Annotated in this window: 26 protein-coding genes; 10 read left to right on the top strand and 16 right to left on the bottom strand. The window is 63.3% G+C overall.

Annotated features, from left to right (window positions below; all coding sequences use genetic code 11):
• Positions 1-79: 79 nt before the first annotated feature.
• Positions 80-844 (top strand): SDR family oxidoreductase, encoded by a 765-nt coding sequence (locus C5N93_RS17655; protein WP_242560308.1) that lies wholly within the window; start codon positions 80-82, stop codon positions 842-844.
• A 160-nt stretch (positions 845-1,004) separates the two neighbouring features.
• Here C5N93_RS17655 and C5N93_RS17650 read toward each other — a convergent pair whose 3' ends face one another.
• From C5N93_RS17650 to C5N93_RS17635, 4 genes are all read right to left on the bottom strand, one after another.
• Positions 1,005-1,664 (bottom strand): carbonic anhydrase, encoded by a 660-nt coding sequence (locus C5N93_RS17650; protein WP_069341249.1) that lies wholly within the window; start codon positions 1,662-1,664, stop codon positions 1,005-1,007.
• Between the two features lie 138 nt (positions 1,665-1,802).
• Complete coding sequence (locus C5N93_RS17645) at positions 1,803-2,435, bottom strand: DJ-1/PfpI family protein (RefSeq protein ID WP_242560307.1); 633 nt, start codon at positions 2,433-2,435, stop codon at positions 1,803-1,805.
• A 156-nt stretch (positions 2,436-2,591) separates the two neighbouring features.
• Positions 2,592-3,263 (bottom strand): helix-turn-helix domain-containing protein, encoded by a 672-nt coding sequence (locus C5N93_RS17640; RefSeq protein WP_242560306.1) that lies wholly within the window; start codon positions 3,261-3,263, stop codon positions 2,592-2,594.
• A 128-nt stretch (positions 3,264-3,391) separates the two neighbouring features.
• Entirely contained in the window at positions 3,392-3,832 is a 441-nt protein-coding gene (locus C5N93_RS17635; RefSeq protein WP_242560305.1) for a cupin domain-containing protein, read from the bottom strand.
• Between the two features lie 296 nt (positions 3,833-4,128).
• Between C5N93_RS17635 and C5N93_RS17630 the strand changes: the two genes are divergently transcribed.
• Together C5N93_RS17630 and C5N93_RS17625 are read left to right on the top strand one after the other, a co-directional pair.
• A complete protein-coding gene (locus C5N93_RS17630) occupies positions 4,129-5,394 on the top strand; it encodes an MFS transporter (RefSeq protein WP_242560304.1) in 1,266 nt (421 codons plus the stop codon).
• A 130-nt stretch (positions 5,395-5,524) separates the two neighbouring features.
• A complete protein-coding gene (locus tag C5N93_RS17625) occupies positions 5,525-5,860 on the top strand; it encodes a ferredoxin family protein (protein ID WP_242560303.1) in 336 nt (111 codons plus the stop codon).
• Between the two features lie 35 nt (positions 5,861-5,895).
• On the opposite strand, the gene arsH is transcribed toward C5N93_RS17625, so the two are convergent.
• The 5 genes from arsH to C5N93_RS17600 all read right to left on the bottom strand — a co-directional run bounded on the left by arsH (position 5,896) and on the right by C5N93_RS17600 (position 9,509).
• Positions 5,896-6,666, bottom strand: coding sequence for an arsenical resistance protein ArsH (arsH, locus tag C5N93_RS17620; RefSeq protein WP_242560302.1), 771 nt, complete (start codon positions 6,664-6,666; stop codon positions 5,896-5,898).
• On the bottom strand, positions 6,666-7,088 hold the full coding sequence (arsC, locus tag C5N93_RS17615; protein ID WP_242560301.1) for an arsenate reductase (glutaredoxin): 423 nt from the start codon (positions 7,086-7,088) through the stop codon (positions 6,666-6,668). Before arsC ends, arsH begins: the two co-directional genes overlap by 1 nt.
• A gap of 17 nt (positions 7,089-7,105) precedes the next feature.
• On the bottom strand, positions 7,106-8,170 hold the full coding sequence (gene arsB, locus C5N93_RS17610) for an ACR3 family arsenite efflux transporter (RefSeq protein WP_242560300.1): 1,065 nt from the start codon (positions 8,168-8,170) through the stop codon (positions 7,106-7,108).
• On the bottom strand, positions 8,167-8,508 hold the full coding sequence (locus C5N93_RS17605) for a metalloregulator ArsR/SmtB family transcription factor (RefSeq protein ID WP_242560299.1): 342 nt from the start codon (positions 8,506-8,508) through the stop codon (positions 8,167-8,169). Before C5N93_RS17605 ends, arsB begins: the two co-directional genes overlap by 4 nt.
• 101 nt (positions 8,509-8,609) lie before the next feature.
• Positions 8,610-9,509, bottom strand: a complete 900-nt coding sequence (locus C5N93_RS17600; protein ID WP_242560298.1) for a LysR family transcriptional regulator — start codon at positions 9,507-9,509, stop codon at positions 8,610-8,612.
• A 134-nt stretch (positions 9,510-9,643) separates the two neighbouring features.
• On the opposite strand from C5N93_RS17600, the gene C5N93_RS17595 reads away from it, so the two are divergent.
• Both C5N93_RS17595 and C5N93_RS17590 read left to right on the top strand, forming a co-directional pair.
• Positions 9,644-10,381 (top strand): SDR family oxidoreductase, encoded by a 738-nt coding sequence (locus tag C5N93_RS17595; protein WP_242560297.1) that lies wholly within the window; start codon positions 9,644-9,646, stop codon positions 10,379-10,381.
• Positions 10,382-10,451: 70 nt separating this feature from the next.
• The gene (locus C5N93_RS17590; protein WP_242560296.1) at positions 10,452-11,336 is read left to right on the top strand and encodes an SDR family oxidoreductase; all 885 of its coding nucleotides are present in this window, start codon (positions 10,452-10,454) and stop codon (positions 11,334-11,336) included.
• 22 nt (positions 11,337-11,358) lie between these two features.
• Here the strand turns inward: C5N93_RS17590 and C5N93_RS17585 are convergent, their stop codons facing one another.
• The 6 genes from C5N93_RS17585 to C5N93_RS17560 form a co-directional block, all read right to left on the bottom strand.
• Complete coding sequence (locus tag C5N93_RS17585) at positions 11,359-12,000, bottom strand: DUF1109 domain-containing protein (RefSeq protein ID WP_242560295.1); 642 nt, start codon at positions 11,998-12,000, stop codon at positions 11,359-11,361.
• On the bottom strand, positions 11,997-12,542 hold the full coding sequence (locus tag C5N93_RS17580; protein WP_277990366.1) for a sigma-70 family RNA polymerase sigma factor: 546 nt from the start codon (positions 12,540-12,542) through the stop codon (positions 11,997-11,999). Before C5N93_RS17580 ends, C5N93_RS17585 begins: the two co-directional genes overlap by 4 nt.
• A gap of 260 nt (positions 12,543-12,802) precedes the next feature.
• Positions 12,803-13,582: a YkgJ family cysteine cluster protein gene (locus C5N93_RS17575; protein ID WP_242560294.1), complete on the bottom strand. Its 780-nt coding sequence runs from the start codon at positions 13,580-13,582 to the stop codon at positions 12,803-12,805.
• Positions 13,583-13,703: 121 nt separating this feature from the next.
• Positions 13,704-14,585: a CoB--CoM heterodisulfide reductase iron-sulfur subunit B family protein gene (locus C5N93_RS17570; RefSeq protein ID WP_242560293.1), complete on the bottom strand. Its 882-nt coding sequence runs from the start codon at positions 14,583-14,585 to the stop codon at positions 13,704-13,706.
• Positions 14,586-14,594: 9 nt separating this feature from the next.
• The gene (locus C5N93_RS17565) at positions 14,595-15,602 is read right to left on the bottom strand and encodes a 2Fe-2S iron-sulfur cluster-binding protein (protein ID WP_242560292.1); all 1,008 of its coding nucleotides are present in this window, start codon (positions 15,600-15,602) and stop codon (positions 14,595-14,597) included.
• 32 nt (positions 15,603-15,634) lie between these two features.
• The gene (locus tag C5N93_RS17560; protein ID WP_242560291.1) at positions 15,635-17,386 is read right to left on the bottom strand and encodes an FAD-binding protein; all 1,752 of its coding nucleotides are present in this window, start codon (positions 17,384-17,386) and stop codon (positions 15,635-15,637) included.
• Between the two features lie 308 nt (positions 17,387-17,694).
• On the opposite strand from C5N93_RS17560, the gene C5N93_RS17555 reads away from it, so the two are divergent.
• From C5N93_RS17555 to acnB, 3 genes are all read left to right on the top strand, one after another.
• Positions 17,695-18,996, top strand: coding sequence for an MFS transporter (locus C5N93_RS17555; RefSeq protein ID WP_242560290.1), 1,302 nt, complete (start codon positions 17,695-17,697; stop codon positions 18,994-18,996).
• Between the two features lie 204 nt (positions 18,997-19,200).
• Positions 19,201-20,028 carry a helix-turn-helix transcriptional regulator gene (locus tag C5N93_RS17550; RefSeq protein ID WP_150722980.1) on the top strand — a complete coding sequence of 276 codons (828 nt, stop codon included), beginning with the start codon at positions 19,201-19,203 and terminating at the stop codon, positions 20,026-20,028.
• Positions 20,029-20,260: 232 nt separating this feature from the next.
• Positions 20,261-22,846 (top strand): bifunctional aconitate hydratase 2/2-methylisocitrate dehydratase, encoded by a 2,586-nt coding sequence (gene acnB, locus C5N93_RS17545; RefSeq protein WP_069341267.1) that lies wholly within the window; start codon positions 20,261-20,263, stop codon positions 22,844-22,846.
• Between the two features lie 103 nt (positions 22,847-22,949).
• Here the strand turns inward: acnB and C5N93_RS17540 are convergent, their stop codons facing one another.
• A complete protein-coding gene (locus tag C5N93_RS17540) occupies positions 22,950-23,816 on the bottom strand; it encodes an endo alpha-1,4 polygalactosaminidase (protein WP_242560289.1) in 867 nt (288 codons plus the stop codon).
• 209 nt (positions 23,817-24,025) lie between these two features.
• Here C5N93_RS17540 and C5N93_RS17535 point away from each other — a divergent pair, with 209 nt between their 5' ends.
• Both C5N93_RS17535 and C5N93_RS17530 read left to right on the top strand, forming a co-directional pair.
• Positions 24,026-24,640: a 3'-5' exonuclease gene (locus C5N93_RS17535; protein WP_150722978.1), complete on the top strand. Its 615-nt coding sequence runs from the start codon at positions 24,026-24,028 to the stop codon at positions 24,638-24,640.
• Positions 24,641-24,773: 133 nt separating this feature from the next.
• Positions 24,774-25,556, top strand: a complete 783-nt coding sequence (locus C5N93_RS17530; protein ID WP_242560288.1) for a GntR family transcriptional regulator — start codon at positions 24,774-24,776, stop codon at positions 25,554-25,556.
• The last annotated feature ends 184 nt before the right edge of the window (positions 25,557-25,740 follow it).

Genomic DNA, 25,740 nt, shown 5'->3' with positions numbered 1-25,740 from the left:
ATCGGGGCGTCGATATTCTCCTTACATCGCAGCACGCAACACCTCGCGCGCTCACTCACTGGATGGAAGGAGAAACATCATGGCAAGCAAGCTCGACCGCAAGATCGCACTCGTCACCGGCGCCAGCAGCGGGATCGGCCTCGCCACCGCACAGCGTTTCGCGGCAGAAGGCGCACACGTCTATCTCACGGGACGCCGTCAGGCAGAACTCGATGCCGCCGTCGCAGGCATTCGCGAAGCCGGCGGCAGCGCCACGGGCGTCAACGTCGATTCCACGAAACTCGACGAACTCGACGCGCTCTATGCGCAGATCGACAAGGAAAAGGGACGTCTCGACGTACTGTTCGTCAACGCCGGCGGCGGGTCGATGCTGCCGCTCGGCGCTATCACCGAGTCGCACTATGACGACACGTTCGATCGCAATGTGAAGGGGGTGCTGTTCACCGTGCAAAAAGCACTGCCGCTGCTTGCCGAAGGCGCATCGGTGATTCTCACGGGCTCAACCGCTGGCAGCGCGGGTACGGCGGCATTCAGCGTGTACTCGGCGTCGAAGGCTGCGGTGCGGGCCTTTGTCCGTAGCTGGATTCTCGATCTCAAGGACCGTCGGGTGCGTGTGAACACGATCAGCCCGGGCGCAACCCGCACGCCAGGCCTGCTGGATCTCGCTGGCAACGACGCCGCCCAACGTCAGGGCCTCGCCGATTATCTGGCCGCACAGATTCCGATGGGACGTCTGGGTGAGCCCGGCGAAATCGCCAGTGCCGCACTCTTCCTCGCCTCCGACGACGCGAGCTTCGTCAACGGCATCGAGTTGTTCGTCGACGGCGGCCAACAGCAAATCTGAAAGCACTTCGGGCGTGGAGGCCATCTTTGTAGATCGCATCCACGCCCGAAATGTCTGGCGCCCATCACGGACACCACCTGACCGACACTCGCCCGCGACGCGCTTTCACGGCAATGACTCCGGCATCGCCTGAAAACGCGGACTTGCGGGCTAATCCAACTTAACGTCCGTCGAGATTACGCGACGTGACCGCCACGGTCGTCGGCGAATCCGCCAGCGAGACGAACTGACGCGTTGCGCCGTCGAGCGCTTCGATGCCGCCAGTCTCGATGTCGTAGACCCAACCGTGCAGATTCATGCGCCCCTGCTCCAGCGCCAGCGCCACGGACGGGTGCGTGCGCAGGTTGGCCAACTGAGCAATGACGTTCTCCCGCACCAGCCCGTCGAGCTTGGCATGCGGCGTATCGAACGAGTGCGCTGCGTTGATCACTTTCGCGGCATCCGCATGGCGCAACCAGTTGGCGACCGCCGGCATATGGTCCAGACACGTGCACCGCGAGATGGCCCCCATCGCGCCACAGTCCGAGTGACCGCAAATCACGATGTCTTTGACGCCCAGCACGGCGACCGCATATTCAACGGTCGCGGAAACGCCACCAGGCTCAGGGCCGTACGACGGAACGATATTGCCCGCGTTGCGGATGACGAACAGTTCACCGGGCTCGCGCTGCGTCAGCAGCTCCGGCACGACGCGGCTGTCCGAACATGTCACGAACAGCGCTTTGGGGTTTTGGCTTGTGGCGAGCTGTTTGAAAAGCTCGGCACGCTGAGGATAGGCCTCACGCTGAAATCGCAGGAAGCCGTCGATGATGTCACGCATAGCGAATCTCTGAGTTAAGACGCCGACACAGGCGTGCCCCAGTGCGCGAAGCAACGTCCGGCCTGCCGACGGACGCCCATTATCGCCGATCTCTGCGAAAGGCAAAATGGCGTCGCATCATCAGCCCTGCGATCAGTCCTACGCGCCCGATGCGCCAACGATAACGGGGAGCCGTAACCGATTGGCCGCCCACGACGCCGCATACTCCATGATCCGCGCCGTTTCCCGCGCCACATCGGCCCCAAGAAAGCGTTGCAGCAGATACAACGTCGTGTCGATCCCCAGCGTTACGCCCCCGCCGGTGACAATCCGCCCCTCGTCGACGACCAGCGCCTCGGTCGAGGCGATGCCGAAGCGCTCACGCAACACTGTCAGCGGCGGCCGTTCGGCGGGCGTCACCTCGAACTTGGTCGTCGCGCGTTTGCCGTCCAGCAAACCCGCCGCCGCCAGAATCATCGCGCCGGTGCAGACACTCGCCACCACCTCGCCGGCAGCATACCGACCTCGGACGAAATCGAGCATCGGCGGATGTTGGGCCTGCGCCTGCCATCCGGGACCCCCGGTCACGATCACTACGTCCACGGGCGGCGCCGACGCAAAGTCGTGATCGACCTGCACGGTGAACCCGTTTTGCAACGTGAGCGCGCCCCTCTGCTCCGCGACCGTGAAATATTCAAGTTGATCGGTCACACGGGTCGCCATGGACAACACCCCCACCACGGCAAGATCGATCGGCTCAACAGCCTCATACAACACTACGGCGACTTTCAATTGGCATCTCCCAGGAGAAATCGGGGCAAATCATTGCGAATTAAATTCGGATTCCGAATTAAATAAGAGAATTTCTACCGCACCCATCACCCCATCCTCCATCGTCGCCCACGTCCGGCCATGGCATCCCCATGACCTGAACGCGGGCCTTGCCGGTCAATGCTCGTCCGCCTCGCCCTCGGCCGCCCCCTGCATGACGACCATCGCTTGCGCCTCGCCTTCCAGGCTGTAGCCACGATGCGGCAGACTGGAGTCGAAGTAGATGCTGTCACCGGCTTCGAGCGTATAGGTTCGCTTGGCGTCGCCCAGCATGACCTCGAACGCCACCTTGCCCGACAGCACGTAGATAAACTCCTCGCCCGCGTGCTGAAAGAACTGGTCGACGTCGCCCGACGCCGGGAATGTGAACGCAAACGGCTCCATCAGCTTGTTGGCGCGCTTGTGCGCCAGACTGACATAGTCGTACCCGAACGCCGAACCGCCGCGCGTCACAGGTTTGCGCTCCCACTTGTGCACCACGGAGACGCGGGACTCATCCAGTCGGGCAGACGTGCTGGTGACGTCGTCGACGAAGAAGCAGCTCAACTCCTGCCCCAAGGCCCGCGCGATCTTCGCCAGCGATGCGATGGGAGGCGCCTTGCCACCGTTTTCGATCCGGGACAGGTATCCCTTCGTGAAACCGGAGAGCGCCGCCAGCGCTTCGAGCGTCAGTCCCTTTTCCGTGCGAAGCGCACGCAGTCTGCGACAAACGGCCTCTTCATCGTCGTTGAACAACTCGCCGTTGGTTTCGATGGAACGGATGTGTGCTGCGGTCTGTTTCTTGGTCATATTGCAGTGTGTGCCCGGATTCCAGGAAGCGCGAACGGCGCACCCTGTCTCGAAGGTGCACCGTTCAACGCCCCGATTGTAACCCTTTTGGGAAACTCTCGGCACCACACTGGTGCTGATGTTTCCGATCAGTACTTCTTATTCTCGAAACCAGCGACCGCATTGAAGAACGTATTCGGCTTGCGGTAGACGGCGAGAAGCAGGCACCCTTCGTCGGAATGGGTCTCGTGCAGCGACCCCGGCACGCGATACACATATTCACCTGCCCGGCAGATCCCGTCGTGGTCGTAAAACGACCCTTCGAGCACGAAACTCTGCTCGATTTCCGGATGACGGTGAAACGGCAGCGTCGCGCCCGGCTCCCACTTCAGCAACACCGTCATCTCCCCCTCCTGATCGTTGCGGTACAGCACCTTCATCCAGATCTTGTCGAACTGGGACTTCTGCCACTCCATCGACTTCGGGTCGACGTACACGGACCCGCCCTTCGTCGGCTCCAGCTTTCCCTGCAACCGCTGGTTGAAATGTTTCGCAGGAGTGTTCTCTGCCATCGCTTCAATCGTGTCCATAGCTTCGTTTCCTTGACTGGATGAATCGCCCCGCCTGTGCCGGCGGGGGGTTAGCTGCACTGTACGTCCGTGTTTCCTAATAAGACATCAGTGTTTACGATTATGAAACTATTTTTGATTTGTTTTTTATCAGGGCTACGCTTGTTTCATGTTTGTGTTCCTCGGGCAGGACCGAAGTCCCGCGTCAAGACGGCGCATTCATTTTTTGGAGAAGGGAAATGGCACTTACGGGCGTAGAACACCTGGACTCGCTACAGACGGCAGCCAGCCGGACGGCCGCCGCCGAGCGATCTCGAATGCGAACCATCATGTTGTCGAGCGTGATCGGCACGACGGTGGAGTGGTATGACTTTCTGCTTTACGGCGCAGCAGCGGCCCTGATTTTCAACAAACTGTTCTTCCCCGCGTTCGACCCGCTGGTGGGGACGATTGCGGCGCTTGCGACCTTCGCCGCCGGCTTTGTCGCACGCCCGCTGGGTGGCGCGATCTTCGGCCATTTCGGCGACAAGCTCGGGCGCAAGACCATGCTCGTCATCACCATGTTCATGATGGGCGGTGCCACGTTTCTGATCGGCTTGCTCCCGACGTACGACCACATCGGCGTCTGGGCGCCGCTCGCGCTGGTCTTCCTCAGAGTGATTCAGGGTATCGGGCTTGGTGGCGAATGGGGTGGCGCGGCGCTGATGGTGATCGAGCATTCCCCGCCCGGGCGGCGCGGACTCTACGGCGCCATCGTGCAGGTGGGCTTTCCGCTGGGCATCGTGCTATCGACCGCCGCGTTCGCGCTCGTGAGCCGATTGCCCGACGCGCAGTTCCTCACCTGGGGCTGGCGCCTGCCGTTCATGGTCAGCATCGCGCTCGTCTTCGTCGGTCTGCTGATCCGTCTGCGCGTGACCGAATCCCCCGAATTTCTGCGTGCCATGAAGGATGAACACGCCATCAAGCTCCCGCTGGTCGAAGTCTTCCGGTCGTACAAGCGCAGCCTGTTCATCTCCATCGGACTGAAGGTGTCGGAAGTGGCGTGGGTTTACCTGCTGTCCGTATTCGTCGTGATGTACGGCTCGCAGGTCGTGGGCATTCCGCGTGACGTCATGCTCAACGGCGTGCTCATCGCCGCCGTGCTGGAGTTCGTGACGGTGCCGCTCGCCGGATGGCTCTCCGACAGGATCGGCCGGCGTCCGCTGTACTTTTTCGGCGCATTCTCCACGATCGTCGCTTCGCTGCCGCTCTTCTATTTCGTTCAGACGGGCAGCCACACGGCCGTCATCGTCACGATGGCCGTCTGCATGAGTCTGGGGCACGCCACGCTTTTCGGGCCGCAAGCGGCCTTCGTTCCGGAGCTTTTCGGCACGCGTGTGCGATGCAGCGGCGCCTCGCTGGGCGTGCAGATCGCCGCCGCGCTGGGCGGGGGACTCACGCCGATGGCCGCCACCTGGCTGCTCGCCAGGACCGGACACATCGAATCCGTCGCAGCACTCATGGCAGCGCTCGGGTTCATCACGCTGGTCGCCACGTGGGCCGCGCGTGAAACCTATCAGGAGAATCTTTCGGAAACGCCGTAAGTGATCGGGGAACGCTGACCAGATGACGCTGGCAGACGAACCGCCTGCGATGGTCCGTCGATTGCGACGGCCATCGCGCTAGCGCTTGCGTGCGCACCACTCGTGCGCCGCGCGATTGAGGAGACACGCAATGACTTGCGTCGTAACGGAACCCTGCATCAAATGCCGCTTCGGGGACTGCGTTTTCGCATGCCCCGTCGGCGCCTTTCACGTCGGACCGGAATTCGTGGTGATCAACCCGGCCGTGTGCGTCAATTGCACGACTTGCGTCATCGTCTGCCCGGTAGGCGCGATCGTGCCGGACTATGAGCTGCGCCCCGATCAGAGGTGGTTTGCCGAGGAAAACGCCCGGCTCGCCGGCGTCTATCCGCAAGCCGACGAACCGGTCACACCGCTGCCCGATGCCGAAGCGTGGGCGCTCAGGACGGACAAGAAAGCATGGCTCGCGACGCCTTCGGGCAAATAGCGCACGGCCATCCTCATCGCAGCCGGACGGGCGCGTTATTCGGCGTCGCTTCCGCCGGCGTCGCTCGTTTGCGCGGCAGCCTCATGACGCATGGCGGCCGCGGCCAGCGACGCCGCAACCGCAGGCGCAGCATCCTTTCGTTCACTGTACCGGTTCGTGAGGTATTCGCTCCGGTCCCTGACCAGCAGCGTGAACTTGTAGAGCTCTTCCATGACGTCGACGACCCGGTCGTAATACGGCGACGGCTTCATGCGCCCATCCGCATCGAACTCCTGATACGCCTTGGCCACGGACGACTGATTCGGGATCGTCACCATCCGCATCCATCGTCCCAACACGCGCAGCGCATTCACCGAGTTGAACGACTGCGAACCGCCGCTCACCTGCATGACGGCAAGCGTGCGTCCTTGTGTGGGACGCACCCCGCCCATCTCCAGTGGCAACCAGTCGATCTGATTCTTGAAGACCGCCGTCAACGTGCCATGACGCTCCGGACTGCACCAGACCTGCCCCTCGGACCACTCGGAGAGCTTGCGCAGTTCCACCACCTTGGGATGATCGGCCGACACGCTATCGGCCATCGGCAAACCGGACGGATCGAAAATGCGCGTTTCCGCACCGAAACGACGGAGAATCCGCTCCGCCTCCTGCACCAGCAACCGGCTATACGACGTGGCTCGCAACGAGCCGTAAAGCAGCAGGATTCGCGGCGGATGAGCGCTAGGGGTCACCGGATTGAGCTTGGAAAGATCCGGCGTATCGAAGACGGATTCCCTGACGTTCGGCATATTCAGCATGTCGGACATCACGCAATCCTCCGGCCGTTGACGTCCACTACCGGCTGACCATCCTCTTTGACGAAGGCCCCCTTCTGCGGCGACGGCAGAATGTCGAGCACCACTTCCGACGGGCGACACAGCCGCACGCCCAGCGCCGTCACCACGAAGGGCCGGTTGATGAGGATCGGATGCGCGAGCATGGCGGCGAGCAGCGCATCGTCAGACAGCGACGGATCACCTAGCCCCAACTCGGCGTATGGCGTGCCTTTTTCCCGAATGGCGTCGCGCACCGTCAGGCCCGCGTCGCAAATCATCGACTGTAAGGTCTGGCGGTCCGGCGGCGAACGCAGATACTCGATCACCGTGGGCTCGATACCGGCGTTGCGAATCATCGCCAGCGTGTTACGCGACGTCCCGCAATCGGGATTGTGATAAATAGTGACGGACATGATGCTCTCTCATTGCCTCATGGCGATTCATACCAGCGTTGCGATCGATTGACGACGCCGACGACCAGCAGCATCACAGGGACCTCGATCAGCACGCCCACCACGGTGGCGAGCGCAGCGCCGGACTGGAAACCGAACAGACTGATCGCCGTGGCGACCGCCAGCTCGAAGAAATTACTGGCGCCGATCAACGCCGACGGCCCCGCCACACAATGGACGACCCCCAACTTTCGGTTGAGCCAGTAGGCGAGCGCGGAATTGAACAGCACCTGAATGAGGATCGGAATCGCCAGCAGCGCAATGATCAGCGGTTGCTTGACGATGGCATTGCCCTGAAAGCCGAACAGCAGCACCAGCATGAGAAGCAATGCAGCAACCGAATAGGGCCCCAGTGCGCCGACGACTCGCTGGTAGGCGGCCTCGCCGCGCGCCAGCAACGCTTTGCGAACGACCTGCGCGATCACGACCGGCACAATGATGTACAGCCCGACCGAGATCACCAACGTATCCCAGGGCACGGTAATCGACGACAACCCGAGCAGCAGCGCCACGACAGGCGCGAAGGCCACGATCATGATGGCGTCGTTGAGCGCGACTTGCGACAGCGTGAAATAGGGATCGCCCTTGCACAACTGCGCCCAGACGAAAACCATCGCCGTGCATGGCGCCGCCGCGAGCAGGATCAACCCGGCAACGTAGCTATCGAGCTGATTCGCAGGCAGCCATCCGGCAAACAGATGGCGAATGAAGATCCAGCCCAGCAGCGCCATCGAAAACGGTTTGACGAACCAGTTCACGAATAGCGTGACGCCGATGCCGCGCCAATGTCCGGCTACCTGCCCCATCGCGCTGAAGTCGATCTTGATGAGCATCGGAATGACCATGACCCAGATCAGCAGCCCGACCGGCAAGCTGACCTGCGCGACTTCCATCGTGCCGATCGTCTGGAAAAGCCCCGGCAGCCATTGACCGAGCAAGACCCCGGCGACGATGCACAATGCGACCCACACCGTGAGATAGCGCTCGAAAAATCCGATGGCTGGCGGTGGCGGCGCGACGACCGTCTTTTGCGAAAGGCTCATCGCGACTTCCCGGGCGTTTCGCCAACCTTGCAGGCGGCATCAGGCAAACACGGCACACCGCCGCAGCAGTTTTCCGTGAGGTAGCCGAGCAATCCGTTCATGGTCTCGAAGTGCGCCATGTAGATGATGGAGCGGCCTTCCTGACGGCTCGTCAGCAAATCGGCGCGATGCAGTTCCTTGAGATGGAACGACAAAGACGACGCCGGCATCGCCATCAATTCCGCAATGCGACCGGCGGGCAACCCTTCGGGGCCCGCCTGGACCAGCAAGCGGAAGACCGTAAGTCGGACGGAATGCGCGAGCGCCGCCAGGGCAGTGAGTACGTTGTTAGTTTCCATATTTCGAATTTAGTCGAAATATGGAAATGTTGCAAACGGAAATTTCAGAACAGCGGCAGCACACCGGGGAAGCATTGACGGGCGGGCATGCTCCCGCCGAGTCAAAGCGACACGTTTCTCGATTTGAATTCGTCGCCCGCCCACTCCAGGAAGACGCGAACACGCGGCGACAGTTGACGTTTGCGCGAATAGAGCAGCGACACCGGGGCAGACGGGGGTCGTGCATCCGCCAGAATTTCGATCAGCTTGCCGGTTTTCAGATCGTCCTCGACATGGAAACGCGGGACCTGCGCAATCCCAAGGCCCAGCCGGATTCCGGCGAGATAACTCTCGGTGCCGGTCACGATGAGCGGCCCTTTGAGCGACAGCGTCTGCAATCCGTTCGCGTGCTCGAACTCCAGAGGCGTCACCAGCCCCGTCGTAATGGAGCGCAGCCCCACCATGCGGTGCCCATCGAGCGCATCGATGCTGGCAGGCGTGCCGAACTTCGCCAGATAGCCGGGTGTTGCACAGGTCAGTCGCGTCAACGTCGCGACACGCCGCGCCACGAGATCGCTGTCCGGGAGATGTCCATATCGCACCGCGCAATCCACGCCTTCGTGCACGAGATCCACCCATCGATCGCTTTCGCTCATTGAAAACTCGATTTGCGGATAGCGCTCAAGAAACGCGGACAGGCCCGGCATCAGGAAATGACGCGCCAGCGTGCCCTGCACTTCCACGCGCAACTGCCCCGTGGGATGCGCGCCCCGAAATGCCCCTTCGGCGTCTTCCAGATCGTCAAGGATACGCACACACCGCAGGTGGAATGCCTCGCCGTCAAGCGTCGGACGCACCACACGCGTCGTGCGTTGAAGCAGCCGCACGCCCAGTCTCGTCTCCATCTCCGCGATCACTTTGGTCGCCGTCGAGCGGGGAATCTCCAGATCGTTCGCGGCCAGGGTGAAACTGCGCCGCTCCACGATTCGGACGAAAAGCCGCAGGGCATCCAGACGGTCCATGACGCGTTCTCCCGATCCGTTATTGTTCGCCACAAGGAAACAGTGACGTGCAATGTACACCGATTATCTCTGAACCGAAAGATCGCATAGTTCTCTCAACGCCGCGATCCCGCGGTCTCAATCGGAGAACTGCCATGACTTCCCTCACCAAAGTTGCCATCGTCACCGGCGCGTCGCGCGGTATCGGCGCCGCCATTTCGCGTCATCTGGCGCGCGACGGCTTCACCGTCGTCGTCAACTACGCAGGCAGCACCGCAGAAGCGGAACGCCTCGTCGCTGACATCGAAGCCGCCGGTGGCCGCGCCATCAGCGCGCAGGCCGACGTCAGCAAGCCCGCCGACGTCGCGCGCCTGTTCGACGCCACCGAAGCGGCCTACGGCGGCGTCGACGTTCTGGTCAACAACGCCGGCATCATGAAGCTCGCCACGCTTGCCGACAGCGACGACAGCCTGTTCGACAGCCAGATCGCCATCAATCTGAAAGGCACGTTCAACACGTTGCGTCAGGCTTCGCGCCGACTGCGCGACGGCGGCCGGATCATCAATCTGTCCACCAGTGTGGTCGGGCTGAAGCCGGAGACGTATGGCGTCTATGCGGCAACGAAGGCTGCGGTGGAGACGATGACGGCCATCCTCTCGAAAGAACTGCGCGGCCGCTCGATCACGGTCAATGCCGTGGCCCCCGGCCCGACCGCCACCGACCTGTTCCTCAACGGCAAGTCGCCCGAACTGATCGACCGGCTGGCGAAGATGAACCCGCTGGAACGCCTCGGCACCCCCGACGACATCGCCCACGCCGTTGCCTTCCTTGCCAGTCCGGCTGGGAGCTGGATCAACGGGCAGGTGCTGCGCGCCAACGGCGGCATGGTCTGAGTGCCGTCCGCCTTGCTATCGAATACCGAAACCTCGTCACCGACTACCTAATCAGCCAAGGAGAATCACCATGAGCAAGATCATCCTCATTACGGGCGCATCGAGCGGCTTCGGCCGCCTTAGCGCTGAAGCGCTCGCCCGGGCCGGCCACACCGTCTACGCATCGATGCGCAACACGACAGGCCGGAACGCCCCGGTCGTCGAGCAGATGGCCGACTTTGCGAAGCGCTACGGCGCAGACCTGCGCACCGTCGACATGGACGTGCAATCGCAGGCCTCGGTGGACGCCGCCGTCGCCCAGGTCATCGCCGACACCGGCCGCATCGACGTCGTGATGCACAACGCCGGTCACATGGTGTTCGGCCCGGCCGAGGCGTTCACGCCGGAGCAGTACGCGCAACTCTATGACGTCAATGTCCTGAGCGCCCAGCGGGTCAACCGCGCCGTGCTGCCGCAACTGCGCGCGCAGGGTCAGGGGCTGCTGGTCTGGGTGTCCAGCAGCAGTTCTGCCGGTGGCACGCCGCCCTATCTGGCGCCGTACTTCGGGGCGAAGGCGGCCATGGATGCGATTGCCGTGCAGTACGCCCGTGAACTCTCTCGCTGGGGCATCGAGACATCGATCATCGTGCCGGGCGCCTTCACCCACGGGACAAACCACTTCGCCCATTCGACGACGCCAGCCGATCAGGCGCGCGTTGCCGAATACGAAGCCGGCCCCTATGCCGGGTTCGGCGAACAAGTCCAGAAGGCCTTCGCCGAGATCGTGCCCGAAGACGCCGACGCCATCGTAAAAGTGGTCGACACCACGTTCGGCAAACGTCCGTTTCGCGTGCATATCGATCCGTCGGAAGACGGTGCGGACGTCGGCTTCACCGTACTCGATCGCCTTCGTGCCGAAATGCTGCATCGCGTCGGGCTGTCGGATTTGCTCAAGCCTCGCGCCAATGCACGTTGACGGATGTTGACCGGTGCCTCCCTCACCAACGCAGCAACCTCGGCCCGAGCAGCGCACCGATGAGCGTGGGCAGCGACAGGCCGAGCAAGTACCACAGGCCCCAGAACGCCGGGCTCATCTCCGGGCAATGCAGGCAATAGACCAACGTGCCGATGGCGCTCGCCAGCAATCCCGCCGCAGCGCCCGCCCGACGCGGGCGCGTCGGCGCCAGCCCTCGCATCGCCCAGATCATGGCGACGAAGCCCGGCGTCGACAGCAGCAGGATGTTGAACGGGCACGAGCGCCACGTCTGCCCGAGGAGCAGGCCAAGACGCGCCTCCGGCACCGCCGTCGCCACCACCGCTGCGGCAGCCAGCCAGACGACGAGCACCGGTGCGCTCATCAACGGCAGCCCCATGCCCACACGCGCTGCCGGTCGCGCGAGTCGGCCGACAGCAATCGCCGCGCCGACGGCCAGACTCAGCGGGAACGCCACCTTTGCCCAGAAAATCGGCGTCCGGGCCACCAGACCGATGTCCGGCCGAATCCCGTAGAGCGCCAGCATCAGCACCGCACCGCCCACCAGCGCAACGGCAATCGCCACGGAAAACCGCCGGGCCGCCACACCGCGCGGCACAGGCGACTCCCCCGCCGCGAGGAGACTCACGAATTCATCCGTTCTCATATCGCGCCCCTCACCAATGCCGCCAGCGCCTTCAGCCCGCGATGGATGCTGACCTTTACCGCCGACTCGCTCAATCCTGTCAGATGCGCGGCCTCCGCCACCGACAGCCCCTGCAACTTCACATGTTCGATCGACAATCGCTGCTTGTCCGGTAACCGCGCGAGCAGCGTGCCGATGTCACGACGCGCCTCCGCTGGCTCATCGTCGGCATACGCGAAGATGTCCTCGTCGCCGTCCAGTGGTTCATGCAGGGCGTCGCGTCTCGAATGGGCGCGAAAGAAGTCCATCAGCTTGTAGCGGGCGATCGCATGAACCCACGCCGTCAAAGGCTCGTCCGGGCGGAACGTATGACGGGCGTTGTGCACGGCCAGCAGGATCTCCTGAACGAGATCCTCCGTATCGTCGCGAAAATGCGGAATCCGCTTGCGGAGATAGCCACGCAAGTGTCGGGTCAGCTCGATGAGGAACGAGCGATAGTCGGCCGAATTACCGGAAAGCCCGCTGGCAAACAGGGTTTTCAGGCGCGGCTCTGCGGAATACAAGGTCCAGCCTCCAGAATCACGGCACGCGTCGATTCCCGGTCCATGGCTGCCCGACAGGGGCGAGCTTGCGACGTCGCCGGTCGTGCCTATCGGACATATCGCATGCATCGACCTCAACGCCGCGGCCACCGCCAGGCGAGCGGTCGCTCACACCCGACGTCAGCCGGAAATCAGCCGGAATCTTATAACGCCACAATTCGGTAAGTTCGCTGGAAAACCTCCCCCGGTTACATCGCCTGAGAAAAATATCGTCCGGCGGATCATCCCGCCGGATGAAACGGCAGATAGCCGATGGTGTCCGGCAGACCGTCGCCCGGCAGCACAGCCAGCGCCCCGGCGGCCTGAAGCACGTCCCGTGTGGGCGACCGGTTCGTCAGGAAGATCCATTCCTGATGGATCGAACCGGCGTCGACGTCCATCCCCTGCACTTCGACGAGTGCCGACTCCAAAGCGTGCGAGGGCGGCGTATGCACCGCGAAGCCCTCGTTCGCCAGCGACGCGACGAACACGCCGAGACGATGGCACAGCCACGCCTTGCGCCCCATGTCCTCCACGCTCACCTGACGCGAGTGCGCCACCAGTGCCGCCGTCGGCGCATCGACCAGTGTCCCGTCGGTCATCAGACGCGGCATCGACGGCGCCCACGCCTGCGGCGGGCACGCCTTCTCCATCGGTACGAACGGCACGAACGGATTTACCTCTGCCGGATAGATGCGACAGACGCGTGGACGCACCTCGTACGCGCCGCACTTCATATCGGGCTCAAGATGCGGGCACGCCCCCTCGAACGCCGCCACCAGCGTAATCACCACGCGCACCGGCAACCCGCCGCTGATTGCAGCAACGGACCGCTCGCGCTTGTAGCCGGCCATCCCGTCGAGGTTCTCCGGGTCTGCCGGCCACGGGATCGCCTCGCACAGCACCTGCACCTCGCCGCCGTTGCGGATCCATTGCAGCGCCTCGCCGGTATCGACGGGCAATCGCAGATCATGGCAACACTTGCCGCACATCGTGCAGGAAAAATGGTGAGTCGATGTCATGGGGATGCCGCGCGGGCGGCAGGAAAGGCAAAGTAAGACTCAGTTCGTTCCAGCCTTCCCGCCGGTTACATCCCATGACGAAATCTCCGTAGCCCGCCGAGCGAACGGGGACGGCCCGGGATTATGACGCCTGCTCACGCGCCCATCGAATCGGCTTTACCGGCACCACGTGCCGTCCCAGCCCGAGCGCCTCGGCGTCGAGCCCCAGGGCGAGCCCGACCAATTGCGGCAAATGCAGCACCGGGAGGTCCAGCGACTGTCCGAGATCCTTTGCCATGTCGTCCTGATAGGTATCGAGCACCGTATGGCACAGCGGGCAAGGCGTCACGATCGCCTCGGCCCCTGCGGCCTTGGCCGAGGCCACATGACGGCCGCTCAGCTTGACGGGGATCACGTCGCTCTGGGCGGAGCAGTGAAAGCCGCAGCACGACGTTCTGCCGGAATACTCGACGGTCGAGCATCCGAGAATCTGCGCCAGCGTCTCGATCGAGCGCACCTCCCGCGCGTCGGTATCGCCATACAGCGAGGGCGGCCGCACGATATGGCAACCGTAGAACGCCGCGATCCGATGCTCGCTCAGCGGCGTTCTGACCAACGAACGCAGCCTCGCCTCACCGACCTCTTCGAGCAGATACCAGAGGAAATGCGTGATGCGCGCCGTGCCCCGGTACGTGAGCCCCTCCTGCGCCAGCCTGACATTCACACGCTCGCGCAATGCGGGGTCGTCGTCCACCCGCTGCTTCGCTTCGATCAGATTCAACGTGCAGGTGTTGCAGATCGTCATCAGATCCAGCCCCTGCGCCTCGGCCATCGCGATGATGCGCACGTTGAGCGCCACGAAACGCTCGACATCGGCGGCGCGAATCTCACGACTGCCGGTACACGTTGCAGAACTCAGCGCGACCAGCTCGATGTCGAGACGATCGGCTACCGCTTGTGTCGCCAGCAGCAACTCGCCGCATGTCGTTCGGGCGCTACACCCCGGGTAAAAAGCAATTCGCATGACCATCCCTCAACGGAAGAAGATTTGCCGGATCTTTTCGATGCCCGCCACCGGCCTGCGAAGCAGCGCCGCCATCGGGCGGACCTTGCCGCGCAGCAGTAACCTGAGCGTGCGCGCCGGACGTTGCAACACCGCACGCCAGCCGCGCGTGCCCAGCACGAGCAGCATGGGCTCGATGCGCCCCCGTCGCGAAACGATCTCCATGAACGTGCGCGTGTGCGATGACGCCTGCGGATCGCTCGCATAGGCCATGCGCTTGAGCGGCTCGATGGCCGCGCTGACGATCGGAATATGCGCGGGGCATACCGCCTCGCACTGGTAACAGCTCACGCAGTGGTGCACGTGCGCTTCTTTCAGAATCGTCGACACACGCGAGGCGTCGTCGCGAGCGTCGAGCGCCACGCGAGCGAGGTGCACCAGCGGGGCTGGCCCGGCGAACGCGATTTCGTCCGGGAAATCGAGCACGGGGCACGCCGAATAGCACGCGAGACAGCTCAGGCAATCCATCGTCGATCTGAGGCTCGCCGCGTTGGCCGCATCGACCGGCTCCGGAAAGCCGCCATACGGACGTGAGCGTTGAAGCCAGGTTTGCAGCGACACCAGCTTCGCCTCGGCCGGCCCACGATCCACAGCCAGATCCCGGATGCGCGGCAAGTGCCGCAGCGGTTCAAGAGACATCTCCGCCTCGGCCGCCTCCCAGCAGGCGAGCACTTCTTTGCCATTCATGCGCACCGCGCAAGTGCCGCACTTCTTGGTACCGCAATACCAGCGGTAGCCGATGTCGACGCCGAGCGTTTCCTGCACATAGTTCAGCGCATCGATAATGCGCATGTGCGGCACGTGCGGCACCTGAAAGGTCTGGATGTACGGCGCAGCATCCGTCTGCGGATCGAAACGCGAGACGTGCAGCGTCACCATAGTCAGCTCGCTGCCACTGCGATTGCCGTCGCATTTGCCGTCGCTTTCGCCGCCGGTCTTGCCAACTTCTCCCTGAAATTGCCTGACGTCCGAATACATGTGTCCCCTCGGTAAGAATGATTGGGTACGGCTCACCACGGCACGCTGAAGTACTCCTGCCGCGCGAAGTCGGGGGCAATCGTGCCCGCCGGATACGACGCTTTGCGGAACCGGTAGTCGGCGCCGTCGCGCGCCACGATGTTCTTGCACTGCCACTCGGTGTTGTCGACATACGGGAAGTCGGTGCGATAGAAGCTGCCGCGACTCTCCTCGCGCCGCAGCGCGCTGCGCAGCGTGACGTCGCAGACGTCGATCAGGTTGTGCACGTCCAGTGCGTCGAGCCACGCAGTGTTGAAGCAGCGCGAGGCACTCGGCGGCGTCATGCGCGGCAACTCGCGCTCGCGAAGCGCATCGAGCTGCGCCAGTCCGTCGCGCATCGTCTGTCCGCTCTTGATGAGGCCGTACGCCTCGCCCATCACGTCCCAGATGGCCGTCTTGACGTGCATGGGCGCGATGCCCGGTTGACCCGCCGCCTGTGCGGCGCTGCCGCCTGCGCCGGCCCCGACCCGAAGCCCCTCCACCCGGTGCGCCTCGTCGCGGATTTGCTGCGCAGTGAATTCGTCGTGACGGTGTCCGGTCGGCAGATTGCCGGCGACCGACTCTGCGGCGAGCCCCCCGTCGTAGATCGCGACGGCCAGACTGCCAGTGACATGCGCCCCCACGCCTCCGGCCACCCACAACCCCGCAACGCTCGTGCGCATGGAGTGCGGATCGGACTCGATCCCGCCTTGCCGGTAGTGCATGGTCGTGCGTGCCTCGACCTTGTCTCGCGTGATGTCGAGCCCCAGCTTCTCGAACGCCGAGCCGGCATATTGATAACGCCGCAGCACATCGGCATCCACGTGGCTGTAGGACGTGAAATACCCGCCGCTAAAGCGCGCCTTCCCGGCCAGCACCTGTTGCGTGAGCCGCTTGACCTGAAGCGTGTAGGGGGCGAGCGCGGCCGGTGCATCGCGCGACTGTTCGAAGAAGCACTCACCCTGCGCGTTGTACACGCGCGAACTCTGATCGGTGCCCACCAGCGGATTCGGATAGATGTGCAGACGCTGCCACGTCGGCGGATTCGCGAAGTCGCTGATGTGCCAGAACTGCATCTCCAGATTGGTCATCTCGGCGCCGGCGCGCAGCGCCAGCGCAATGCCGTCGCCGGTCTGCTCGCGCGTGCCGGTCGAGCGACGCACCAGCCGGTCGGCATGCCCCGTCGCCATGACGACGGCCTTGGCCTGCACGGCAAACAACTCGCCACGCACGTAGTCGAGGGCCACCAGCCCGCACACGTCGCCATTGGCATTGCGCAGCAGCGAGGTGACCACGCACTCTTCATGAATCGGAATGCCCAGCGCCTGCAACTGCTTGCGCCGGATATCCATGAGCAGAATGCCGGTCTGCCCCTGCATGGGCGCAACGGCCCACCGCACCGGCGAATGGCTCATGGCGATATTGCCGTTGTCGTCGCGCGAGAACAGCAAGCCGAGCGACTCCATCTCAGGATAAAACGTGTTCTCGATCCACTGCCCCGCCGCCGCCAGATAAGACTGATCGACGAGAAAGTGGCTGTAGTACTTGGCAAAGAATTCGAGCGAGCTGGCCGCGTTCTCCTCGGTGCCGCCCAGCATCTTCGAGCCGACGATCACGGCGCCGGCCATGATCGACGCGCCGCTCTTGCCTACGAGCCCTTTGGAGATCAGCATTGGCTTCAGACCCAGGGCGTGCAGACGCAGCGCCGCATAGGTGCCGGCGCCTCCCCCGCCCACAACCACGACATCGCACTCGATCACTCTCATCGGAGCAGCGCCCTCCTTGGGCTGGTAGTGAACCGCAATACCTTCATTGTCGGCAGCCGGGCGCTGGGCAATGCAGCCATCGGGACACGCGGTCCACCAATCCGGCCAAGGTGACGGTGGCGGTTGAAGCGATTCAAGCGCTGGATGTGCTTGAAGTGCAGGAGGACGGGAAGCATCGAAAGCGTTGGTTTTGTCCGCTTTGCGATATGTGTTGTCCCGGCAGCGGTGTCCGCGATGCCCGGGAAGCGGTACGTTGAGGTGGGCCTTCAATCCCCTACGACAACGATCAGCCAACAGGAGACAACACCATGGATGCGACCCTGCGAGCCGTGCCGCACAACGAACGTGCGTCGCCCGCGAAATCGGTCATTCTGGGCGCGGGTATCGGCAACGCGCTGGAGTGGTACGACTTTGCGTCGTTCGTGCTCTTTTCCCGCTACTTCTCGACCCAGTTCTTCCACGCGGAAGACCCGACCGCCGCCTTCCTCTCGACCCTTGCCGTCTTTGCCGTCGGCTTTCTGCTGCGTCCGATCGGCGGCATTTATTTCGGCTGGCTGTCGGATCGCCGGGGACGACGCCTCGCCATGGTCGCCTCGATGGCCGTGACGGCCGCCGGCTGTCTCGTGATCGCCGTCGCGCCCACGTACGCGTCGATCGGCGTCATGGCGCCCGCCCTGCTCGTTTTCGGCCGTCTGCTGCAAGGCTTCGGCCTGGGCGGCGAAATCGGCGCTTCGTTCACGTTCCTCGTGGAAAGCGCCCCCGTCGAGCGCCGGGGACTCTGGTCGAGCAGCATGTTCATCGCGATTACCGGCGGCTCACTGCTGGCCACTGCGGTCGGACTCATCCTCACGCAAGTGTTTTCCGCCGACGAGATGACCCGCTACGGTTGGCGGATCCCGTTCTTCTTCGGCGCGGCGCTCGGCGTGTATGCGCTTTTCCTGCGCGGCAGACTCAAGGAGACGTCGGCCTTCGAGCAGGAACAACACGACGCGCGCTCGGGCACGCACGAGCAAACGATGGTGCAGGCCATCTGGGAACACCGTGCGTCGGTGCTGCGGATCATTGCGCTGACCGCCGGGCCCACGCTCACGTTCAATACCTGGATGTCGGGGGCGATCACGTTTGGCACCCATTTCAAGGGAGTCGACGCCCGGCAGGGGTTGTGGGCGCTCACCATCGGGTGTCTGGTCTATATGGCGGTACAACCGTTGTGGGGAGCGCTCTCGGACCGCGTCGGCCGCAAGCCCAACCTGTTGCTGGGCGCAGGAGGCTCAGCGCTCGTGATCGTGCCGTTGCTGCTGCTCATCGATAACTCGTTTGCCCGGTTGACGCTCGCCATCTGCGGCGGGCTGGTCGTGCTCGCCGCATGGACCGCCATCGCCCCGGCCGTCTACGCCGAACTGTTCCCGACGCGCATTCGCGCCACGGGCGTGGCCATCCCCTATTCGCTGACGGTGGCGATCTTTGGCGGCACAGCCCCCTATCTGCAAAACTGGCTTGCAGATCACGGCCATCTGGGATGGTTCGCCGCCTACCTGATCGCGCTTAACCTGCTCACGGTCGTGGCGGTGTTGCGCATGCCCGAAACCCGCGGCCAGCCGCTCGAATAAGCCCGCAACGACTCACCGGGCGGCCCGCCGGCGCGGGACCGCCCGTCTCACCTGACCTGGCCCTGATTCACCATTTGCATAAACTCGCCATCTCCCGCGTTGCGTGCTTTATCTCGCGTCACCCTGCTTGACCTCGCTTGACCTCGCTTCACCCCGCCATCCCCATGTTTACCCCCATGTCCAGCGTTGAGGGTTCGAGAAAAAATGAAACGGGCATCTCTCTCCCTTTCGGCCATGGGGCAAGTCATGCAGACCCGGATCATTACCGCGCAGGATGTCGAGTTCTTCGAGTCCCGCATCTCGCCAGCCCCCATGGTGGGGCTCGCGTTCGAGTTCCCGTCAGGCGGCGGCGTCGAGCCGCACGTGCATCCGTACGGTCAGGTGCTCTTCGGCGGCGACGGCATCATGTGCGTCGACACCCCACGCGGCACGTGGGTCGTGCCCCCGCAGCGCGCCGTCTGGATTCCGCCGATGACCTTGCACGCTGTGCGGGGGCGGGCCTCGTTCGGCATGCATAATCTGCTGATCTCTCCGCACGCGGTCGCAGATCTGCCCAAGACGTGCGAACCGCTGGTCGTCTCGAACCTCATGCGCGAACTGATCCTGCGCGCCGCTTCCACCGAAGAACCGTTGCTGCGCAAACGCCACGTCGACAAGTTCTTCGAGATCATTCGCGACGAACTCGAATTCATCGACGAAATGCCGCTTTCGCTGGAGATTCCCCGCGAGCGCCGCCTCGCGCGACTGTGCACCGAGTTTCTGCGCGAGCCGTCGGACAATCGCACCTTGCAGGAATGGGGCGATCATGTCGGGGCGAGCGCCCGCACACTGTCGCGCCTGTTCACGCGCGAACTCAACCTCACATTCGACGAATGGCGGCGACATGTCCGCCTGCAGGAAGCGCTCTACCGACTGGCCGAAGGCCGCGCGGTCTCGGCGGTGGCCAACGAACTCGGCTACGAGAGCACGACCGGCTTCATCGAAATGTTCCGCAAGTCGCTCGGACGCACGCCCGGCCAGTATTTCGCCTGAATCCACCGCTTGACCGATAGGCGCTGCGCCCGAACCGGCAACCCGGCTCACCAGCACCGCATGCCGTCGCCCGGTACCGCATCGACCGCCTTGTCGCTTTTAAGTCTTATATAAGACATAAGACATTTGACCTTACCTGCCATAGGGACTAAAATCTCGCCAAAAGCAGTACTGGAACGAGCCTTGGAGGCCTCAAAACCTCCCCCGAAACGCAACATCAGCAGGTCTCCTCATGCTTGAAAACTATCGTGCTCACGTGGCCGCTCGCGCCGCGCTTGGTATCCCGCCCCTGCCGCTGACGGCCCAGCAGACCGCCGAACTGGTCGAGTTGCTGACGAATCCGCCGGCCGGCGAAGAACAAACCCTGCTTGACCTCATCACGAACCGTGTGCCCGCCGGCGTGGACGAAGCCGCCCGCGTGAAGGCCGGTTTCCTGGCCGCCGTCGCCAAGGGCGAAACGGCTTGCGCGCTGATCTCGCGTGCACGCGCCACCGAACTGCTCGGCACGATGCTGGGCGGTTACAACATTGCGCCGCTGATCGAACTGCTGCCGGACGCCGAAGTCGGCGCCGTCGCGGCCGATGCGCTCAAGAAAACCCTGCTGATGTTCGACCAGTTCCATGACGTCAAGGAACTCGCCGACAAGGGCAACGCCAACGCGAAGGCCGTGCTGCAAAGCTGGGCGGACGCCGAATGGTTCACGAGCCGTCCGGAAGTGCCGGAAAGCCTGACCATCACCGTGTTCAAGGTCACGGGCGAAACCAACACCGACGACCTGTCGCCGGCACCGGACGCCACGACCCGCCCGGACATCCCGATGCACGCGCTGGCCATGCTCAAGAACGCACGTCCCGGCATCACGCCGGAAGAAGACGGCAAGCGCGGCCCGATCAAGTTCATCGAATCGCTCAAGGAAAAGGGCCATCTGGTCGCCTACGTCGGCGACGTGGTCGGCACGGGTTCGTCGCGCAAGTCGGCCACCAACTCGGTGCTGTGGTTCACGGGCGAAGACATCCCCTTCATTCCGAACAAGCGCTTCGGCGGCGTGTGTCTGGGCAGCAAGATCGCTCCGATCTTCTACAACACGATGGAAGACGCCGGCGCCCTGCCGATCGAACTCGACGTGTCGCAGATGGAAATGGGTGACGTGGTCGAACTGCGTCCGTATGAAGGCAAGGCCTTGAAGAACGGCGCCGTGATCGCCGAATTCCAGGTCAAGTCCGACGTGCTGTTCGACGAAGTGCGCGCTGGCGGCCGTATTCCGCTGATCATCGGTCGTGGCCTGACGTCCAAGGCACGCGAAGCCCTCGGCCTCGCCCCCTCGACGCTGTTCCGCCTGCCGCAGCAACCGGCCGACAACGGCCGTGGCTTCTCGCTGGCACAGAAGATGGTCGGTCGCGCCTGCGGTCTGCCGGAAGGTCAGGGCATTCGTCCGGGCACGTATTGCGAACCGAAGATGACCTCGGTCGGCTCGCAGGACACCACCGGCCCGATGACCCGCGACGAACTCAAGGATCTGGCCTGCCTCGGCTTCTCGGCCGACCTCGTCATGCAGTCGTTCTGCCACACCGCCGCTTATCCGAAGCCGGTGGACGTGAAGACGCACCAGACGCTGCCGAACTTCATCAGCAACCGCGGCGGCATCGCCCTGCGTCCGGGCGACGGCGTGATCCACTCGTGGCTGAACCGCATGCTGCTGCCCGACACCGTGGGCACCGGCGGCGACTCGCACACCCGCTTCCCGATCGGCATCAGCTTCCCGGCAGGTTCGGGTCTGGTCGCCTTCGCCGCCGCCACCGGCACGATGCCGCTGGACATGCCGGAATCGGTGCTGGTCCGCTTCAAGGGCAAGATGCAGCCGGGCGTCACGCTGCGTGACCTCGTCAACGCGATCCCGCTGTATGCCATCAAGCAAGGCATGCTGACGGTCGCCAAGCAAGGCAAGAAGAACATCTTCTCGGGCCGCATTCTGGAAATCGAAGGCCTGCCCGATCTGAAGGTCGAGCAAGCGTTCGAACTGTCGGATGCCTCCGCCGAGCGTTCGGCTGCCGGTTGCACGGTGCACCTGAACAAGGACCCGATCATCGAGTACCTGAACAGCAACGTCACGCTGCTCAAGTGGATGATTGCGCAGGGTTATCAGGATCCGCGCAGCCTGCAACGCCGTATCGCGGCGATGGAGCAATGGCTGGCCGACCCGCAACTGCTGTCGCCGGATGCCGACGCCGAGTACGCCGCTGTCATCGAAATCGATCTGGCGGACATCCATGAGCCGATCGTTGCCTGCCCGAACGACCCGGACGACGTGAAGACGCTGTCCGACGTTGCCGGCGCCACGATCGACGAAGTGTTCATCGGCTCGTGCATGACGAACATCGGTCACTTCCGTGCTGCGTCCAAGCTGCTCGAAGGCAAGCGCGACATTCCGGTCAAGCTGTGGGTCGCGCCGCCGACCAAGATGGACCAGAAGCAACTCACGGAAGAAGGTCACTACGGCGTGTTCGGCACGGCCGGTGCCCGCACCGAAATGCCGGGCTGCTCGCTGTGCATGGGTAACCAGGCACAAGTGCGCGAGGGCGCCACGGTCATGTCGACGTCGACCCGTAACTTCCCGAACCGTCTGGGCAAGAACACGAACGTGTACCTCGGCTCGGCGGAACTGGCAGCGATCTGCTCGCGTCTGGGCAAGATCCCGACCAAGGAAGAGTACATGGCCGACATGGGTGTGCTCGCCAGCAACGGCGACAAGATCTACAAGTACATGAACTTCGACCAGATCGAAGACTTCAAGGAAGTCGCCGACACGGTGCAGATCTAAGTGTGCTGTCGGATGACGGCGTAATCGTTACGCCGTAGCCCGATGAAAAAGGCGCCGCTGGCCAATGGCTAGCGGCGCCTTTTTTATTGATCACAGAAATACATCACCTGCCGTCGCAACTGAATCGATAGCTGTTATCGAGTTCCCTGGCCAGCACCAGCGTGCGCAAATTGGCCTGGCTCGCCGCGTCGCACAGCGTGCGTTGCAATGCCGGCGTTCGATACGGCAGCCAATACTCCGCATTGAGCACCGGCTTGTTCTTCGCCGTGAAGACGGCATAGCCCTCGCACTCCTTCTGCTCGTTGCACTCCTCGTTGACGGCGAAATCGAACCACGGCTCCAGGGCGGCGAGTTGGCTCACGTCGTTCTTGAGCCCGACGGCGAGCTCGCGCCAATGGGCTTCGTTGGCAATGAAGGTGTTGAAGTCGAGCTGATCGCGCGCCGTCAGCGAGAACCCCGTGTCGTTCACATAGCCGTCGAGGTTATCGGGCTCAACGCCGTCACACCCCTTCGCCGCCGCCCGGTCCAGGCGCTGCTTGACGATCCTCCGAACGTTCTCCGAGCGGATGTCCAGCCAGCGCTCGCCCTTCCATTCGTGAAGACGCTTGCCCATCTCCGCCGCCTTGAACTGCGGGAAATCCGGCCGCCAGTCCTCCGAGCTTCCCGCAGAGAAGTAGCACACGACCTTGCGGCCCGCGCGCTTGAGCGCATCGATGGTCGACGGGTCCACATCGAACAGATCGACGTCGTAGATCTTCACGTCGTACGACGTATCGATCTTGCCCCGAAGCTGCCATTGCCAGGTGTCGGAGACATGAGGTGTCCAGTGTGCAGGCACATTCGCCGGCGCGGCCTTCACAGGACTGGCTGCAATCATGGCAACGGGCACGGTGGACGCCGACGCATCGGACAGAAATGCAGCACAGAACAACACAGCGGTGACACGGGACAGGACTTTGAGGGTTTTCATTACGTGAGCGAATTTACCGTTGTCGACGAATATCCCGGGAGATGGTAGATGCCGTCGCGTTCGGCGCTATGGACAAATCGTGGAGTTTCTGCGGAGTTTGCCCGCGCCATCGAAGTTCGGACCGGCGGCAGAAGCACTGTAGAATCGCAAACAAATTTCGACCTTGAACCACGGTGCCGCCAGTGCGGTGGCCCCGCTTGAGAAGCGGCATGCAGACAGTAGCGATCCTCGACTTCGAAACCACCGGCCTCTCGCCCACTCAAGGCGACCGGGCAACGGAAATCGCCGTTATCCTCCTGCGCGACGGGCAGATCGTCGACCGTTATCAGAGCCTGATGAACGCCGGACGGCGCATTCCGTCGGACGTCGCAGCACTGACCGGCATCACGAACGACATGATCGCGTCGGCACCGCCCGTGGCGCAGGTGATGCGCGAGGCGGCCGCGTTCGTCGGTCGATGCCCGGTCGTCGCTCACAATGCCGGGTTCGACAAACGCTTCTGGCAAGCTGAACTCGCCATGCTGGGCACACGCGCCGATCATGCGTTCGCCTGCACGATGCTGACCGCGCGGCGCCTCTATCCGAACGCACCGAATCACCGTCTCTCCAGCCTCGCGGATCTGCTCGCACTCCCGAAGACCGGCCGTGCCCACCGGGCCATGGTCGACGCGGAAATGACGACCCACCTCTGGCGTCGTATGCACGACGACATCTCGCGCACCTACGGCCTGAAGCGAGTGGACCACGCCCTCATTTCGCGCGTGCAGAGCACGAGCAAGGACAAAGTGCCGACGCTGCTCAGATCGCTTGCACAGGACACCTGACGTTTCGGAACACGCGGCGCCTCGATCCGATCGCTTCGCGGTATGAAATATCTCGTCCCGCTATAATCCGTCGCAGCGCATCGCCCCGTGCACGACGCCCCGCGTCGGCACGCTCCTTCCGCCACGTCTTTCCATGCTCACTCGCCGCCTGAAACTCGAACCCGATTCGCCTGTTCCGCTCTATGCGCAAATCAAGGACATGCTGCGCAGCGGCATCCTTGACGGCCACTACGCACCGCTTAGCCGCATGCCGTCCGAAAGCGAATTGCAGGCGATGTTCGACGTGAGCCGCATTACCATCCGACAGGCCCTCGGCGACTTGCAGAAGGAAGGCCTGATCTTCAAGGTGCATGGCAAGGGTTCGTTCGTCTCCCAGCCGAAGGCATTCCAGAACGTGACGTCCCTTCAGGGTTTTGCCGAAGCGATGTCGCGTCAGGGCCATGAGATCGTGAACCGTGTGATGCACTTCCGGTTCGTTCCTGCCGCTGCCAACGTCGCGCATCGGCTCGGCGTGGACGAAGGGGCGACGGTCACGGAAATCCATCGGGTACGGCGGCTCAATCGCGCGCCGGTATCTTACGAAATCACCTACCTCCCGGAAGCGCTCGGGCGTCAGTTGCAACGCGCCGATCTGGTCACGCGCGACATCTTCCTCATTCTTGAAAACGACTGCGCCGTGCCCCTCGGGTCCGCCGATCTGAGCATCGATGCCGTGCAGGCCGACGCCGCACTCGCCAGCGCACTCGACATCGCCGAAGGCGCCCCCCTGCTGCGCATCGAGCGTCTGACGCACGACAAGGACGGACGCCCCGTCGATTTCGAGTTCCTGTATTTCCGGAGCGACACCTTCCAGTACCGGCTGCGCGTCGACCGCGAACACGCCAAACCCTCGAAGTCGTCGCCGAAGCGTCGGTAGGCTTCGGTAAACGTCGCTGAGCGCCGCTGCCCCCCTGCGCTCACCGCTCGCAACCCGCGTGCCGCAATGCTTATCACCGCGCGACGAAAGCTAAGCAATAACAATTCATTTCGCTTCGGAGATCTCGCTCCTACAATCAGGTCCTTACTTGTTATAACAAGTTGCCGCACAGATCGATATCAGC

Origin of the sequence: Pandoraea sp. LA3 (assembly GCF_022696215.1) — a bacterium.
GTDB classification, from domain to species: Bacteria; Pseudomonadota; Gammaproteobacteria; order Burkholderiales; family Burkholderiaceae; genus Pandoraea; species Pandoraea capi.
Note: the sequence above shows the minus strand (reverse complement) of the source record. Positions and strands in the feature narration are given on the sequence as shown.

Bases quoted from the DNA above. Each gene is read 5' to 3' on its own strand.
- C5N93_RS17655 (WP_242560308.1), top strand. From the start codon at position 80: ATGGCAAGCAAGCTCGACCGCAAGATCGCACTCGTCACCGGCGCCAGC.
- C5N93_RS17630 (WP_242560304.1), top strand. From the start codon at position 4,129: ATGCGAACCATCATGTTGTCGAGCGTGATCGGCACGACGGTGGAGTGG.
- C5N93_RS17585 (WP_242560295.1), bottom strand. From the start codon at position 12,000: ATGAGAACGGATGAATTCGTGAGTCTCCTCGCGGCGGGGGAGTCGCCT.
- C5N93_RS17570 (WP_242560293.1), bottom strand. From the start codon at position 14,585: ATGCGAATTGCTTTTTACCCGGGGTGTAGCGCCCGAACGACATGCGGC.
- C5N93_RS17640 (WP_242560306.1), bottom strand. From the start codon at position 3,263: ATGACCAAGAAACAGACCGCAGCACACATCCGTTCCATCGAAACCAAC.
- C5N93_RS17625 (WP_242560303.1), top strand. From the start codon at position 5,525: ATGACTTGCGTCGTAACGGAACCCTGCATCAAATGCCGCTTCGGGGAC.
- C5N93_RS17575 (WP_242560294.1), bottom strand. From the start codon at position 13,582: ATGACATCGACTCACCATTTTTCCTGCACGATGTGCGGCAAGTGTTGC.
- C5N93_RS17635 (WP_242560305.1), bottom strand. From the start codon at position 3,832: ATGGACACGATTGAAGCGATGGCAGAGAACACTCCTGCGAAACATTTC.
- C5N93_RS17600 (WP_242560298.1), bottom strand. From the start codon at position 9,509: ATGGACCGTCTGGATGCCCTGCGGCTTTTCGTCCGAATCGTGGAGCGG.
- arsH (WP_242560302.1), bottom strand. From the start codon at position 6,666: ATGTCCGACATGCTGAATATGCCGAACGTCAGGGAATCCGTCTTCGAT.
- C5N93_RS17530 (WP_242560288.1), top strand. From the start codon at position 24,774: ATGCTCACTCGCCGCCTGAAACTCGAACCCGATTCGCCTGTTCCGCTC.
- C5N93_RS17560 (WP_242560291.1), bottom strand. From the start codon at position 17,386: ATGAGAGTGATCGAGTGCGATGTCGTGGTTGTGGGCGGGGGAGGCGCC.
- C5N93_RS17605 (WP_242560299.1), bottom strand. From the start codon at position 8,508: ATGGAAACTAACAACGTACTCACTGCCCTGGCGGCGCTCGCGCATTCC.
- C5N93_RS17535 (WP_150722978.1), top strand. From the start codon at position 24,026: ATGCAGACAGTAGCGATCCTCGACTTCGAAACCACCGGCCTCTCGCCC.
- C5N93_RS17590 (WP_242560296.1), top strand. From the start codon at position 10,452: ATGAGCAAGATCATCCTCATTACGGGCGCATCGAGCGGCTTCGGCCGC.
- C5N93_RS17555 (WP_242560290.1), top strand. From the start codon at position 17,695: ATGGATGCGACCCTGCGAGCCGTGCCGCACAACGAACGTGCGTCGCCC.
- C5N93_RS17540 (WP_242560289.1), bottom strand. From the start codon at position 23,816: ATGAAAACCCTCAAAGTCCTGTCCCGTGTCACCGCTGTGTTGTTCTGT.
- acnB (WP_069341267.1), top strand. From the start codon at position 20,261: ATGCTTGAAAACTATCGTGCTCACGTGGCCGCTCGCGCCGCGCTTGGT.
- C5N93_RS17550 (WP_150722980.1), top strand. From the start codon at position 19,201: ATGAAACGGGCATCTCTCTCCCTTTCGGCCATGGGGCAAGTCATGCAG.
- C5N93_RS17595 (WP_242560297.1), top strand. From the start codon at position 9,644: ATGACTTCCCTCACCAAAGTTGCCATCGTCACCGGCGCGTCGCGCGGT.
- C5N93_RS17565 (WP_242560292.1), bottom strand. From the start codon at position 15,602: ATGTATTCGGACGTCAGGCAATTTCAGGGAGAAGTTGGCAAGACCGGC.
- arsC (WP_242560301.1), bottom strand. From the start codon at position 7,088: ATGTCCGTCACTATTTATCACAATCCCGATTGCGGGACGTCGCGTAAC.
- arsB (WP_242560300.1), bottom strand. From the start codon at position 8,170: ATGAGCCTTTCGCAAAAGACGGTCGTCGCGCCGCCACCGCCAGCCATC.
- C5N93_RS17650 (WP_069341249.1), bottom strand. From the start codon at position 1,664: ATGCGTGACATCATCGACGGCTTCCTGCGATTTCAGCGTGAGGCCTAT.